The sequence below is a fragment of the Rhizobium sp. H4 genome (assembly GCF_003013335.1).
GTDB lineage: Bacteria > Pseudomonadota > Alphaproteobacteria > Rhizobiales > Rhizobiaceae > Rhizobium > Rhizobium sophoriradicis.
In genome coordinates this window covers 150,384-163,280 of sequence record NZ_PSOW01000002.1, presented here as the reverse complement: position 1 = coordinate 163,280, position 12,897 = coordinate 150,384, and the positions used below count along the sequence as shown (strand labels likewise).

Sequence of the window (12,897 nt, the reverse complement as noted above, 5' to 3'; positions counted from 1 at the left end):
CCGAAAATGTCGGAACATCACTCGCATTTGACCGACGACGAGATCATGGCCGAAGGTGCAAAAATCGCCGAGGAGCGGGCGCAGGGCAAAATCATATCGATTGACGAACTTTGCGCCCGCTTAGGTATCAAGCTGGAAACGGCTCTTGCCTTGGGAGCCGAGGAGGCATCCCGCATTCATGGCCGGCCGATGACGATCATTCGAATCGACTCGGTCAATTAAAACGATGGCGGCCAAGGCTATTTGGCGGGCGGGAACATTCGTGCACCAGCACCAACCGCCGCCGGCTCAGGGGCGGCGCTCCGCCCTTTCCTTGCGCCCCTGTTTTAAAATTTCCTGTATGGTACGGTGGAAAAACAGGCCGCGATTTCCGTAATAGGGGCCTCCATCGTCTACACGGGGACTGAACAAATCAATCTCTTTTTCGAGTTGCTGGATTTCTCTCGATAATTGTAGTCTCCAGTAGCGGGCGTCAGCTTCCGTGATCTCGGCACACCGATCGCACACGCCGATCGTGCCCATTAAATCCCTTATGTCATCTGGCAGCTTCCTAGTAGCAATTTCTGCGGGGTGCCCCCCTCCCGAGAAAATGTCCTTCAAAACTTCAATGAACACCTTCCGCCTGTAGACCGCTCTTTCGGCGCGCTCAATTAACCTTCGATCTCGTCGCAGCGCATCCGCGCGGCTCAACTGTGGGGGGAACGGGTTTGCTTCTGTCCTGGGCGGAACAGGAGCGCGAGGTGGAAGGGGGAAGGTTGGAGGAGGGGCAGGTCTCACTCGAGTTTGAGGGCGGCTGTCCGACAGTCCAGGGTCCTCGCGCTCTCTAGTTCTCTCGCGCCCGCTATCTTCACCCCAAAAAACACAATCGCCTGCGTCATTGCACCGGTACTGCGCTACGGCAGGCCCAAAAGCCATCAGTCCTGCAAGAATGGAGATCAAACCGTTTCTCATGGGAGGCTCAGAGGGTGTGAAGCTTGGTTCCTAGAGAGGCTGAAGGGCACAATTCTACACCTAAAATGATGCCTTGGACAGCCAATCAAGCTGAAGCTCTGGTTCGCCCTCAAAGCAGGGCGGTTTTCTTTTTAAGCATTCCTTGATGTAATCATCGGATGGCAAAGCCTCCACCTTCAAAGCCTCTGCTTACCACGGATAAGCCGGTTCGATCCCGGCCGCGCAAGCCAAGAGATCCGGCGCAGCCCAATCTTCCTCTCGATCCTATGCCGGACCGCATAGAGCCATGCCTGGCGCTTTTGAAGCCGCGCCCGCCCAAAGGTCGGCAATGGGCTTTCGAGGTGAAATGGGACGGCTATCGCCTTGCCGTCCATATCGAACGGTCGGGCGTGCGCATTCTGACGCGCGGCGGGCACGACTGGACGGGCCGCTTCCCCGCGATCCTGGCGGCTGCAAAGCGCCTTCCGGTCTCCACAGCGATATTGGATGGCGAGGCCGTCGTGTTCGACGAGCAGGGCCGGTCGGATTTCGGTCGGCTCCAACAGTCGCTCGGCGGCCGCGGCGGGAATAGGTCATCCCGGGAAGCGGTCATGATGGCGTTCGACCTTCTCTATTTCGATGGCCATGATCTGATGGAGACAGAATTCACCGCGCGGCGCCATCTCCTCGAGGGGTTGGTGCCCGCGGGCGGCGAAGAAGCCATCCGGCTGTCCGAGGAAATCGAAGCGGATGGCGAAACCCTGCTGCGCATTGCTTGCGAGCACGGGCTCGAGGGTATCATCGCCAAGGACCGCAATAGCACTTATCGCAGCGGCCGGGGCGGCGAGTGGCTGAAGATCAAATGCATTCAGAGCGACGGCTTCGTGATCGTCGGCTATCAGCGCTCCAGCGCGGCGTTCGGGAATATCGGCGCGCTCCTGCTGGCTGCTCGAAAAGGTGACGAGCTGGTTTACGTCGGATCCGTCGGAACGGGCTTCAAGGCAGACGAGGCGATGAAGCTTCGCGCAGCGATGGACAAGATCAAGGCGACCAAGCCGGCGGTCAAATATTTCGGGGGGCGCAAGAACCTGATCTGGATCAAGCCGAAGCTGATTGCAGAGATCGAATATCGAGCCTGGACACATGACGGGAAGCTCCGGCATGCATCCTATAAAGGCCTACGGGACACGGCGGATGATGCGGCAATTCTAGAACTTTTGTGATTGCTAGCACTTCCGGCATGCGAATACTCCGGATTTCAGAAGATCCGGCTGCTTGACCGGGGTTGTCCGCTGTGTTCAGTGTCAGCCGCATTTGACCGCGATAGGCGAACACATGGCAGATAACAAATTCAGCGAGTGGATCGCAAGGCATCATCCGAAGTATGTCAGCCTCACACAGTCAGTTGAGTTGATTATGACCCAGCTTCTCAAGAACGCCAATATTCCTCATCTCCCGGTGGTTGGTCGGACAAAAAGCCCAGAGAAATGCATCGAGAAGGTCAATCGAAAGGGGTACAGGAATCCCGTCGAGCAACTCACCGACATCAGCGGCGTGCGAATAGTTGTTTATTTCGACTACGATGTTCAAGCCGTTAGTGAACTGATTGAAGCAAGTTTCAATGTCGATTATGTTAACAGCTCAAATAGAGATGACCTGCTGGCAGTGAACGAGGTCGGTTACCGGTCTGTGCACTACGTCTGCGACCTGGGCATGGACAGGGTCAAACTACAAGAACACAAGGCGCTCGGTGGTCTGAAGTTCGAGTTTCAGGTCAGAACGGTTCTGCAGCATGCCTGGGCAGAGTTGGCGCACGATCGGAATTATAAGTTCTCCGGAAAGCTCCCGAATCGGTTGGAGCGAAAGCTCAACCTACTTGCTGGCCTGATGGAGACCGCAGATGCCGGTTTCAGTGATCTTTCGAGGGAGATAGACAATTACGTTGCTTCAGTCTCAAAGTCTGCGGCTGGCGGAGAGTTGGAGATTGAAATTAATGCATTAAGCATTGAGGAATTTGTTCGACAATGGGCGAAGCTAGAGGGACTTACCTTTCAGGAACTCGAAAACAGAGATCACATTGATGAGTTGCTTCGGGAGCTGAAGCAGTTCGATATATCCACACTTGATGAGCTTAAAAATATAATCCCTGCTGACTATGCAGAAAACATTCCAGACAGCAAAATCACCGTGCTTGGCGCCGTTCGCGACTGGATGATCATCTCTGATCCAAAAAAATTCATGCGGAAAGTCTCCGTCAACTGGGGGTTGGGCAACGAAGACTTTCAGCTTTATGTCAAATACCTAACCAATGAGCAAATTGACGACTTAATGCGACATGTGGGTCTCGCCGACGTCTATGTGCCTGACGATGACGACCGCTCCCCATAACGAATCGGCTGGGTAGAACAAACCGGAAAATTCGCCCGGACTGCGAGAGCGGGAGGCAACCTGGCTGTTTATGAATTGAAGTGAGCGTGGTGTTTTAAAGCGGCCGGTGCTATCGAAGAAGAACCCTCCGGAGACAATTTAAAATGGATAATTTGGATTTTGCTTTGTACGGATTATTCTCATCCGATGATGTGCATAAACGAACGGAACTCGTCAAAGGGCAGAAAAAGCTAATCCACTACTGTTCAGCTGATACAGCTCTGAAGATCATAAAAAATCGGGAAATTTGGCTCCGCAACGTGCGGGTCATGAACGATTATATGGAAGTGAACCACGGTTTCAATCTCATTGGAAAGTCGCTCCAGCCGCCTGTAGACACCGCGATCGAAACTGGCATGAACGAGGTTAAGAAGGCGCTTAATGCCATTCACCCAGGGCTTGCTGATGAAGCGTTTTCGCGGTTTCAACACTGGTCGCCCTTAATCCAGCATGAGACCTACGTCACGTGTCTTTCAGAGCATCTCCTTGATGAGAATGAAGACGGTCGGCTCTCGATGTGGCGAAATTATTCATCTGGTCAGGCGGGCGTTGGGATCGTAATTAACACCTCTATTTTCGCGCGCACTGACGATGAGCTGGGCGTCTACAGCAGCCCCGTCACTTATTTGTCTGACCAGGGTCTCGAAAACTCGCTGATGCAGCTTGCTCAAGGAATAAGGGCGCAAGCCGTTTTCCTTTCTACGGTACCGCGAGAGGCTTTGATCGGGCACTATTTTCTTCTACTCCGAACGATCGCTCATTGCTCGAAACATCCCGGGTTCAAGGAAGAAAGGGAGTGGCGGATCTTCCACACACTGGGCCTCGACGAACTGAAGATATTGAAGATGACCAGCGAGTCTTTGGGCGGGATTCCTCAGCGTATTTTGAAACTGCCTCTTGATGGGAGCGTCGAAGGCCTTTCGGTTGCCGACTTAGTCGAAAAGGTCTTAATCGGACCTTCCCAATATCAAAACGTAATAGGCATGGCATTAGCGGACGAGCTCGATCGGGCCGGCAAGAAGGACGCCTATCAAAGCATCAGATATTCCCCGATTCCTTTGCGCACCTAACGCCAACATGAAGAACGGAGCCCCGACTGCCGGGGCATTTTTCATTGTTCCCATTGGAACTTGATTGCTTCGAGCAGCGTCTGGCGCCGCTTCATCTCCGAACCGTCGCCATAGACCGGGAGGCCGAATTCGTAGCCCATCAGATCCGCCTGTTAAGCCACTGCCGTCTTGTGTTTCGATAGCACCAGCCCTTCGGTTGCTTCTTCCGGCGCTTGATTGTCACGCCTTCCCACGGACCTGACGCTCCGCGTCACGCTGAGTGAGGATTGATGGACCTAAGACTGCCCAGCCCGTCTCCTCCTCCACGAGTACTTGCCCCATGTAATCCAATTTGAAATGGCCGACCCTGTTGGGGTCGTGAGATGCAGATGTTTCAGGCGTGCCATCTTCGCCATTGCGGATGGTGATCAAATTCTGACGACCATGCAGCCAGAACTCGACCTCATCTCCCATGAATTGGATTTTGGTCACCAGTGGATGCCCCGCCAGGATTTCTTTTGCCACCATGGACGCGTTGGGAAGCGTCTTAAACTTCTCACGTACTCTGTCCAGCAGCATCGCAGTACTGTCAATTTTGGTAAGGGCCTCGGTAAGCAAGGACCTGACAGCCTCGACTTCCGACCCGAAGCCTCCCAATTGCTGATACTGCGCGATCCTTTCAACGAGATCTTTCGGTAGTACGTAAACTCGCCTCTGCTGATCCTCTGGCTTCTTCGCCATGCAAATCTCCGATGCTTTGACACAAGGCCTATGTTGATAGTCGTTGACATAGCAATGTCAACTAGCGCGCACAAAAACATGATAACTATGTTGACAAGTTAGGCTCGGTATCCAATCATGTCAAACACGTCTTGAAGACCCCGGCGGAACACCACCGGACTTTCAGAGCGTTGAGCCGTTCAGCATCGAACGCCGAAAGGTCGTGTGTCATGGTGGAGAAGGAATATTTTTCCCTATTAGGCGACAAGGAGATCTTCGAGCAGTGCACCGCGCTCTCGGAAGAAATCGCGCAAGGCCGCGAAATCGGGTTAGGCGATCTCTGCGCTCGCCTCGGAATCCCAGTCGAAACGGCGCTCGCGTTGGCGTCCAAGCACGCGAGCCGGCTGCACGGTAGGCCGATGACCATCATCAAGATAGACCGGAGGCACTGACGTGGCGAGCGCAGATCGTAGGCCGATTCCTTGCTTCGCTCTTCGGCGACAGGAGGCGGCTGCCTCATTGGGCATCTCGTCATCATTGTTCGACGGTTGGGTGGCTCAAGGTTTGATGCCCAAAGGCATAAAAATCAACGGTGTAGTGCTGTATGATGCGGAACAACTGCGCGCAGCATGGCAAGACTTGGTCGAGAGCGGTGCCGCCAACTCCCAAGACGATAACAATCCCTTTAATGGAGTGATCGCGTGATCAAGACCCGGCTCCGATATTGCGTTTATGATCCCGATCCACGTGGCAACCCCCGCTATTACGTGCGCAAGAAAGGCCAGAAAAAGGTCCGTATCTTTGAAAAGTTTGACGACGGCAGGGGTAACATTGCTGAAGCGTTTATGAAGGCCTATTGGGCGGCGCTCGCAGCGCTGGATGGTGCCGCCCCCCCGAAAAAAGAGGTGCCGCGCGAGGATACCTTCGACTGGCTTGTCGATCAGTATTATCGGTCCAATGAGTTCAAGCGCTTAGAATTGATGACACAGAGCGATAAGCGCAGCGTGCTATCTCGCTTCTGCGCAACGGCCGGGCCGCTGCCGTATAAGAAATTTCGGCAACAGGATGTCGCCAACAGCCAACTCAAGCGGAAGGCAACGCCAGGGGCGGCCGATAAGCTGGTGAAGGTTCTCAGGGCTCTCTTCAATTGGGCGATGAAGCAGCAGCCGCCGCTGATTGCCGCCAACCCGGCGGTAGGAATAAAGAAACTGAATGCTGCATCCGAAGGCTTTCACACGTGGACGTTGGATGAGATCGACAAGTATCGCGCACACCATCCTATAGGCACGACCGCGCGCCTTGCTTTGGAAATCATGATCAACGTCGGCGCCCGGATATCGGACGCAGCATATATTGGACGGCAGCACGAAAGCGGCGGCCAGCTTCGATTCACCGCCCGAAAAAATCGGAATCGGAAGCCCACGGTCATCGAAGTGCCGATGACGACGGATTTAATCGATGCTTTGAGGCAAACCAAAACTGGTGACTTCACCTACCTGGTGACGGAGTACGGCCGCCCTTTCACCGTCAACGGATTAGGAAACCGCATGCGCGAATGGTGTGACACTGCAGGTCTGCCGCAGTGCTCCTCCCACGGGCTGCGGAAAGCGGCCGCTGTCATTTTCGCGGAGAGCGGCGCCAGCGCTCCAGAGATGTGCGCTGTTTTCGGTTGGTCGAAGCTGGAAACCGCCGAGACCTACATCCGTAAGGCTCAAAAACGAAGGATGGCGAGCAATGCTTTTGCTCGTCTAGCTGATTACCGGAAACCCGAAAGTGTCTCATTTTCACGCCCGGAAAAGGAGCGTGAGACAAATCGCGGAGAAAAACATGGAAAATCAACGTCGAAGAACAAGAATGGTGGGCCCGGAGGGACTCGAACCCCCAACCAAGCGGTTATGAGCCGCCGGCTCTAACCATTGAGCTACAGGCCCTGACGCCGTGGTGAGCGCCGCGGTGCCGAAGGTCGGCACCGCGATGCCGGGGCAATGGTTCCCGCAGCATCGGTTCGCTCTAGCCCAAATTGCAGGGAGCCACAAGCGGGCAGGGCAACATCTGTGGATGATGCATAATTCACGGGCAAAAGCACTGGAACCTTGCGGCGCGGAATACACTTATTCGAATCATATTCCGCATGAAAAGGGCGTTTGCAGATGGTGGCTTCGAACAGTGCCGTGGTGCTCATCGTGGAGGATGAGCCGCTGATCCGGTTCAACATCCTCGATGTGCTGGAGGATGTCGGTCACGTGGCGCTGGAGGCGGCGAATGCCGATGAGGCGATGGTGGTGCTGAAGGGCCGGCAGGATGTCGATATCCTGTTCACAGACGTCAACATGGCCGGGTCGATGGACGGCATCCAGCTTGCCAAGCGGGTGAGGGCGATGCGGCCGAATATCGGCATCATCATCACCTCGGGCATGGTGCGGCTCGATCCGATGGCGCTGCCCGCCAATACGGCCTTCCTGCCGAAACCCTATATGCACGATGCGCTGATCTCGACGATCGATTCCCTGATGAGGTGATTCGCGCAGCCGCAAAACGGGGACAGGTTTTGCGGCTGCGCGCGAGGCGCCGGGAGCCATGCTCCTCTTCAGGCGGGGCGGAGGGAACCGCACCCTCAGCTGAAGCTGCTCTTCAGCGCCTCGTTCTCGTGTTGGGCCTTCTTCTCGTAGATCGTAAACAGCGCCATCGAGAGCAGGTAAGAGAGGAAGGGATCTCCTATCTGCGTGGCGATGTCGCGGGATGCGAGCACGTGGCGCTCCAGGGCGCTGATATCTTTCTGTATTGCGGTTTCAGCGAGGCGGTTCATGCTGCCATCTCCAGGAATTGCGTCACGACCGATCGGGCCGGAACATGTCTGACATAAAGGGGTAGGGTCAGGCCGAGGGCGGCGCGCATCTTGCGCAGCACGCGATCCGACACTTCGAAGGCGCCGCAGCAGACGGGGTACTTGCCGTAGCCGTCTGCGCGGCCGAGTTCTTCCACTTCGGCGCCTGCGCGTTTGTAGACGCGCTTGAGATAGGGTTCGTAGTTGGAAATCATCGTATGGATGCCGTGGTCGAGCGCGCATTCGCACAGTGCGAGCAGCATCATCGAGAAGGCGCGGCCGGCATCGATATTCGGGAAGTCCCCGGCGATCGCCTCTTCATCGATGCACATGCGCGTGCCCTCCCAGATGCCGGGGGCGACGAGATCGGCGGCAGCGGGAAACGTCTCGCGGAAGACGTCGTAGAGAAGGGTCGGGCCGGTCGTCGGCATCAGGCGCATGCCGCCATAAAGACGGGTGCGGCTGTCGTTGCACCAGACGAGATAGGCCGGGGCGAGCGCGTCATAGCTGTCGCGTTCGTAAGGGCCGATGACGGGAACGTCCCAGCCGAGCGTGTCGGCGAACACCTTCTTGCGCAGGCGGAACATCTGGTCGAGTACGGCAGCGTATTTCTGATACTCATGTGCCTGAATGATAACGAACATTTTGCCCTCCAGCGTTTGCAGTCCGTGGAGAGCAGAATGGTTTAGACGGGCCGCATCGGAAATTCCCACAGATAGGCCCCCCCAGATGGGGGGATTAGCCCAAAAGTATGAGGATGGGGATTATGCCGCACAGCAAGGCGCTGAAGCGCGGCAACGCTTCAACGTCTTGAACCTAGCTTGCGAAAACAGGTGGGTGGATCGAAGAAAACGGAAATTCTCTGAAGCGCGTCGGCGTCAAATTTGATTCACACGACGCGCTTTAACCCTTTGTTTTTATGCATGTCGTTATCCCGGAACCGCTGCACACTTCCGAGCGACATGCATTAGGGATTGATGATGCGCAGCTGCACCGCCCGCGAGGCGGCCGCCGAAATCGTGGCGCAGCCGAGCTTGAAGCGGGCAGTCTTCAGATAATCGCGGGTGGTATGCTCTGAAATGCCCAATATTACCGAGATATCCTTGTAATCCTTGCCGAGTGCGGTCCAGTGCAGGCACTCGATCTCGCGCGGCGACAGGGCCGGCACCGGATCGTTCTCGCCGTGCAGCTCATAGACGGCCTTGCGGTGGATCAGATGGGCGATCTCGATCCATTCGTTGCGGCAGCGCCGCACAAGTTCGGCCCAATCGTCGGCCGGGATGCGGGCGTTCATCGACAGCAGCGCACGCCGCTGCGCCTTGTCGGCAACGGGAATGGAATAGCCGTTGCCGCCGATGCCGTGCTTCTGGGCATCGACCAGCATGGCATAAGCCTCCGGCGTCGGCTCGACTTCGCTCCAGTCGAAGGGCAGCTGGCGTTCGAAGCCCTGCTTGACGATCGGATCGACCTTCACATAGCTGTTCAGGAGGTAGCGGGAGACCCAGGCATCGGGATAGGTGGTGCGCACGAAGGGGGAATCGATCTTGCTCGCGATCGTCTGGGCGAGATGATAGGTGACGAAATCGAGGCCATATCCTGCCTGGAGAATACGGATGGCGGCATCCACATGGGGCGCAGCCTTGATCTGTTCGAAGGCGGGTTCGAACTTGTCGCTATAGGTATTCTCGATCATTTCCATTGTCCCAATTCCCTCAATCCTACCGTGAGGACCATCTAAAATACAAGGCATCCCCACATATGCGGGGAATGACAATTCGGGCACCAACTGTTAGCGCCTTCATGAGGAGGCCTCATATGGACAGCAGCAGACCGTTCGAGATTGCCGAATGCCAACAGGCCGCCAAAGGCCTGAAATCCAGCTGGCAGGACATGGCAGGGTCCGAAGCGTTGATCCGCGCCCTGGTTGCCGAACGCAACGGCGACAGCCCGCTGGCGCTGTTCTGGACCGAGGTCCATCGGGCGCTTTGCCAGGAACACAAGGCTTTCTGACAGGTCTGCCCCGGCTGCCGATTTCAGTCTTTTCCCCGATATCAACAGCATCGGTTGCACATCGAAACCGGCCCCCCCGGCGAGATGAAACCCGCGCTCCGCCCATGAGCAGGGTTCATGCCTCCCGTTTCCGATTTTGCAAAGAGGGTGTCGAGCGGCAATGTCGCTGGCGCGGAGGGGGATCGCCCTTATCCCCTGTCTTTGTGCCAATATGCTTGACGAAACGTTTCGAGCGGGAACAGTCGGCGTTCCCGCAAGCGGCTGCACTGTGCCATTGCTGACACTTCCTGGCTAAAGGACGAAATTTCCATGGGTCAGCCTGGAAAGCATTGCTCCTGCGCCGTCCCTCCCTCCGCCCTGATCCTGAGGTGCCCCGCAGGGGCCTCGAAGGACGAGGGTCGGCCACCCCGGGCCACCCGCTCACTCAGCCCTGACCGGTCTGCGTTTCGACAGTTCCGGCAAGGCCTCGTAGTCCAGGGCAATCAACGCCTCCTTCTTGCGGCGCGACCAGTCCTTGATCTGCCGCTCGCGGGCGATGGCGTCGATGATGCGGTCATAGGTTTCGGTAAAAGACGAGTTCGGCGGGGAGGCGCTTGGCAGTGTAGCCGTCATAGCTTCCGGTATTGTGCTCCCAGACACGCGCCTCGATCTCCTGCTTGGTGAGGCCGGTATAGTATGAGCCGTCGCTGCAGCGGAGGATGTACACGGTGACTTCCATGACGGCAGGCTAGCATGGGGGGTGATTGGGCAGCAATCGGGCAGCGCTGGGTCGGCCAGCCACCGCCCCGTCCTTCGAGACTACGTTTTCGGGCTGCGGGTGGCCGACCTCATCCTGAGGTGCCCCGCAGGGGCCTCAAAGGGCGAGAGTCGGCTCCGGCGTCTGCTCCGGCAATAAATGTGGGTTGAAGCGCCCAGCCACGCGCTGGTCGTGGTGCCGTGTGGCTGGGCTGATTATTAAATCGTATGGCCGGCTCAACCGACCTTCGTCGACGGATTGATCCATTCCTGGCTCGGCAGTTCCGGCCGCGGCGGCTTCGGGCGGAATTTCACCAGCACCTCGCGGCCATCCACCGATGCCTGCGTGCGTTCCAGCGCGTCGCGCTCGGCAACCGCCTGGCGCCAATGTTCGTCGTCCCGGCCGTCCGGGCGGCCCTGTTGTTCCCAGATCGCGTAGGCCCGCTTGCTGATCCATTCTTGGCGTCTGTCGCTCATCGATCCTATCCGTTGGTGAAAGGCGTTATTCGGCAATTCTGTCAGGCTGAACAGGCGCGCGGCGCTTGGCTGCCATCAGCAAATCGAGTTCGATCGAGGAGGGTCCGAAACGGGTGAACAGGCTTTCGGCCTGCTCGTTGCGCAGGCCATATTTGGCGGCGAATTCGTCAAGACTATACGGGCGGCCGCGCAGAACCCTGGTCCGCCGCTCCGGTTCACGGATTTGCGTCATTGGTGGTAACCCCATCTGCTTTTTGCAAAGTGAGAACAAAACAGATTACAGCCGCAAAAGTTCCGTGATTTTTCACCGTTTTTTCGGCCGTTTACACCGATGCGGGGCAACTGGCATGGAATTCCAGGAAGGCTGCATGGCGAGAAAATTTCGCCTAGAACATGCAATAATTTCATGCCTTTAAGCAAATGGCTTCCGTTTCGGCGGAGAAATGGGCTTTATCCGTGGCGTGTTACTCTATAGAATCAATCGTGTTAATCGGTCTGCGAGGGGCAAAAAGCTGCGTTCCCCGCGTCGATGCCGACCGATCCAGGAGGACTTTGGCTTCAATCCCTCAAGAGGAGACAGACATGATGAATGCCCTGCCGCCACTTCATAACGGCCACGCGCCGTTTACCCTCCAGCAGCTGTTTCGCGAAGCACTTTACGCCTTCGAGGAATGGGACAGTGAATTGACCGAACCGATCGTGACCCACGAAGGACGGGTCATCCCGATCAGCTTCGTTTTCGAAGCCATGCGCGAATGCACCGACATCGTGCCGATGAATATCGTCGGCGCCGTCACCGAACGTCTGACCAAGCCGTGGGAAGGCGAAGGTCCGCTCGACCAGATGACCTTCTCGACGGCGGCACGCGTGATGCGCGTGCTGGTGCGCAAACGTCTTCTCGCCAACGGCACGGCGGATCTCGTCGCCGTTTCGGCGCATGCGGCCGAAGACCAAAGCCGCGACTGACAGGAAAAGGATCGCAGCTCAAGCATGCCCGCGCAAACTGTGCGACGGTTTTGCGATTAGGACATGCTGGAATCGAGGACCTAAAGCGTGGCACGCGAATCTGAAAGATCGCGACACGCTTTAGGACTGCGATCCTCTTCTGTTTCGGCGGAACCTCCCTTATTCCCAGCCGTTTATTTCCGTGATCCCAATTCGCACAGGGTTGGGAATTATTCAGTCATTCAGCGCGTTCCAGCATTCTCTGCGCCTTTGTGCGCCGGCGCTGGAATGCGACAGACACAGCCCGTAGCAAGATGACGGGCGAGGAATGCCATCATGCTGAAATCCATCGTTCAAGAAATCATCGGCACACCGCGGCGTGAGCCGGAACTTCCGCAATCGCTCGAACAGTTTCGCGACAACAAGCGGGTGCTGATCATCTTCGCCGATGCGCAGGACGATCGCGCGGTGATCCAAGACGAGTGGTTGCGCAATGCCCATATGCGTCTCATCGAGGAAGACGTCGAAGTGTTCATCATCGCCGGCGGCGGCGCCTTCTCGCTGTTCGACGATGCATGGGAGCTTGATGCCGACGATGTGAGAGAGCGGCTGCAGGGGCCGCCGTCCGGCGAGTTCGGACTGATCCTGATCGGGCGCGACGGAACGGTGAAGCTGCGCTCCAGCGAACCGCGCACGGTTGAGGAGATTTTCGAAGCCCTGGAGAGCCTGCCGAAGACGACGCCCTGGTAACTGCCGCGCGGCGTGGCTGAATGCAGCGGC

Annotated in this window: 17 protein-coding genes, 1 tRNA gene and 2 pseudogenes; 11 read left to right on the top strand and 9 right to left on the bottom strand. The window is 56.9% G+C overall.

The annotated features are described in order from the left end of the window. Positions 1–27 precede the first annotated feature (27 nt). Positions 28–222, top strand: a complete 195-nt coding sequence (locus tag C4N04_RS03525; protein ID WP_158775529.1) for a hypothetical protein — start codon at positions 28–30, stop codon at positions 220–222. A gap of 66 nt (positions 223–288) precedes the next feature. Here the strand turns inward: C4N04_RS03525 and C4N04_RS03520 are convergent, their stop codons facing one another. Continuing rightward, on the bottom strand, positions 289–615 hold the full coding sequence (locus tag C4N04_RS03520) for a hypothetical protein (protein ID WP_106795435.1): 327 nt from the start codon (positions 613–615) through the stop codon (positions 289–291). Positions 616–1,109: 494 nt separating this feature from the next. On the opposite strand from C4N04_RS03520, the gene ligD reads away from it, so the two are divergent. The 3 genes from ligD to C4N04_RS03505 all read left to right on the top strand — a co-directional run bounded on the left by ligD (position 1,110) and on the right by C4N04_RS03505 (position 4,427). After that, positions 1,110–2,153: a non-homologous end-joining DNA ligase gene (gene ligD, locus C4N04_RS03515; protein ID WP_106795434.1), complete on the top strand. Its 1,044-nt coding sequence runs from the start codon at positions 1,110–1,112 to the stop codon at positions 2,151–2,153. Positions 2,154–2,265: 112 nt separating this feature from the next. Next, positions 2,266–3,318 (top strand): GTP pyrophosphokinase, encoded by a 1,053-nt coding sequence (locus tag C4N04_RS03510; RefSeq protein ID WP_106795433.1) that lies wholly within the window; start codon positions 2,266–2,268, stop codon positions 3,316–3,318. 143 nt (positions 3,319–3,461) lie between these two features. Next, positions 3,462–4,427, top strand: coding sequence for a DUF2971 domain-containing protein (locus C4N04_RS03505; protein WP_106795432.1), 966 nt, complete (start codon positions 3,462–3,464; stop codon positions 4,425–4,427). 219 nt (positions 4,428–4,646) lie between these two features. On the opposite strand, the gene C4N04_RS03500 is transcribed toward C4N04_RS03505, so the two are convergent. After that, a complete protein-coding gene (locus C4N04_RS03500) occupies positions 4,647–5,147 on the bottom strand; it encodes a hypothetical protein (protein ID WP_106795431.1) in 501 nt (166 codons plus the stop codon). A gap of 209 nt (positions 5,148–5,356) precedes the next feature. Here C4N04_RS03500 and C4N04_RS03495 point away from each other — a divergent pair, with 209 nt between their 5' ends. The 3 genes and pseudogenes from C4N04_RS03495 to C4N04_RS32570 all read left to right on the top strand — a co-directional run. Next, positions 5,357–5,578 (top strand): hypothetical protein, encoded by a 222-nt coding sequence (locus C4N04_RS03495; protein ID WP_106795430.1) that lies wholly within the window; start codon positions 5,357–5,359, stop codon positions 5,576–5,578. Between the two features lie 67 nt (positions 5,579–5,645). Further along, positions 5,646–5,831, top strand: coding sequence for a hypothetical protein (locus C4N04_RS03490; protein ID WP_245425522.1), 186 nt, complete (start codon positions 5,646–5,648; stop codon positions 5,829–5,831). Between the two features lie 140 nt (positions 5,832–5,971). Further along, a pseudogene (locus C4N04_RS32570) lies at positions 5,972–6,832 on the top strand (tyrosine-type recombinase/integrase); the annotation flags it as partial. 149 nt (positions 6,833–6,981) lie between these two features. Here the strand turns inward: C4N04_RS32570 and C4N04_RS03480 are convergent. Next, positions 6,982–7,057 (bottom strand) — tRNA-Ile (locus C4N04_RS03480). Between the two features lie 219 nt (positions 7,058–7,276). On the opposite strand from C4N04_RS03480, the gene C4N04_RS03475 reads away from it, so the two are divergent. After that, a complete protein-coding gene (locus C4N04_RS03475; protein WP_038690248.1) occupies positions 7,277–7,645 on the top strand; it encodes a response regulator in 369 nt (122 codons plus the stop codon). A 95-nt stretch (positions 7,646–7,740) separates the two neighbouring features. Here C4N04_RS03475 and C4N04_RS03470 read toward each other — a convergent pair whose 3' ends face one another. From C4N04_RS03470 to C4N04_RS03460, 3 genes are all read right to left on the bottom strand, one after another. Beyond that, positions 7,741–7,932, bottom strand: coding sequence for a hypothetical protein (locus C4N04_RS03470; RefSeq protein WP_009986038.1), 192 nt, complete (start codon positions 7,930–7,932; stop codon positions 7,741–7,743). Then, the gene (locus C4N04_RS03465) at positions 7,929–8,594 is read right to left on the bottom strand and encodes an acyl-homoserine-lactone synthase (protein ID WP_038690244.1); all 666 of its coding nucleotides are present in this window, start codon (positions 8,592–8,594) and stop codon (positions 7,929–7,931) included. Before C4N04_RS03465 ends, C4N04_RS03470 begins: the two co-directional genes overlap by 4 nt. 323 nt (positions 8,595–8,917) lie before the next feature. Next, entirely contained in the window at positions 8,918–9,643 is a 726-nt protein-coding gene (locus tag C4N04_RS03460) for a LuxR family transcriptional regulator (RefSeq protein ID WP_077991959.1), read from the bottom strand. A gap of 122 nt (positions 9,644–9,765) precedes the next feature. On the opposite strand from C4N04_RS03460, the gene C4N04_RS03455 reads away from it, so the two are divergent. Continuing rightward, the gene (locus C4N04_RS03455; protein WP_106795428.1) at positions 9,766–9,960 is read left to right on the top strand and encodes a hypothetical protein; all 195 of its coding nucleotides are present in this window, start codon (positions 9,766–9,768) and stop codon (positions 9,958–9,960) included. 420 nt (positions 9,961–10,380) lie between these two features. Here C4N04_RS03455 and C4N04_RS03450 read toward each other — a convergent pair. The 3 genes and pseudogenes from C4N04_RS03450 to C4N04_RS03440 all read right to left on the bottom strand — a co-directional run bounded on the left by C4N04_RS03450 (position 10,381) and on the right by C4N04_RS03440 (position 11,404). Next, a pseudogene (locus C4N04_RS03450) lies at positions 10,381–10,678 on the bottom strand (GIY-YIG nuclease family protein). Between the two features lie 254 nt (positions 10,679–10,932). Continuing rightward, entirely contained in the window at positions 10,933–11,172 is a 240-nt protein-coding gene (locus tag C4N04_RS03445) for a DUF2934 domain-containing protein (protein WP_009994595.1), read from the bottom strand. Positions 11,173–11,197: 25 nt separating this feature from the next. Beyond that, entirely contained in the window at positions 11,198–11,404 is a 207-nt protein-coding gene (locus C4N04_RS03440) for a hypothetical protein (RefSeq protein WP_009994593.1), read from the bottom strand. Positions 11,405–11,754: 350 nt separating this feature from the next. Between C4N04_RS03440 and C4N04_RS03435 the strand changes: the two genes are divergently transcribed. Then, positions 11,755–12,138, top strand: a complete 384-nt coding sequence (locus C4N04_RS03435; RefSeq protein WP_038690240.1) for a hypothetical protein — start codon at positions 11,755–11,757, stop codon at positions 12,136–12,138. Positions 12,139–12,453: 315 nt separating this feature from the next. Next, complete coding sequence (locus tag C4N04_RS03430; protein ID WP_039621101.1) at positions 12,454–12,867, top strand: DUF4174 domain-containing protein; 414 nt, start codon at positions 12,454–12,456, stop codon at positions 12,865–12,867. Positions 12,868–12,897 lie beyond the last annotated feature (30 nt).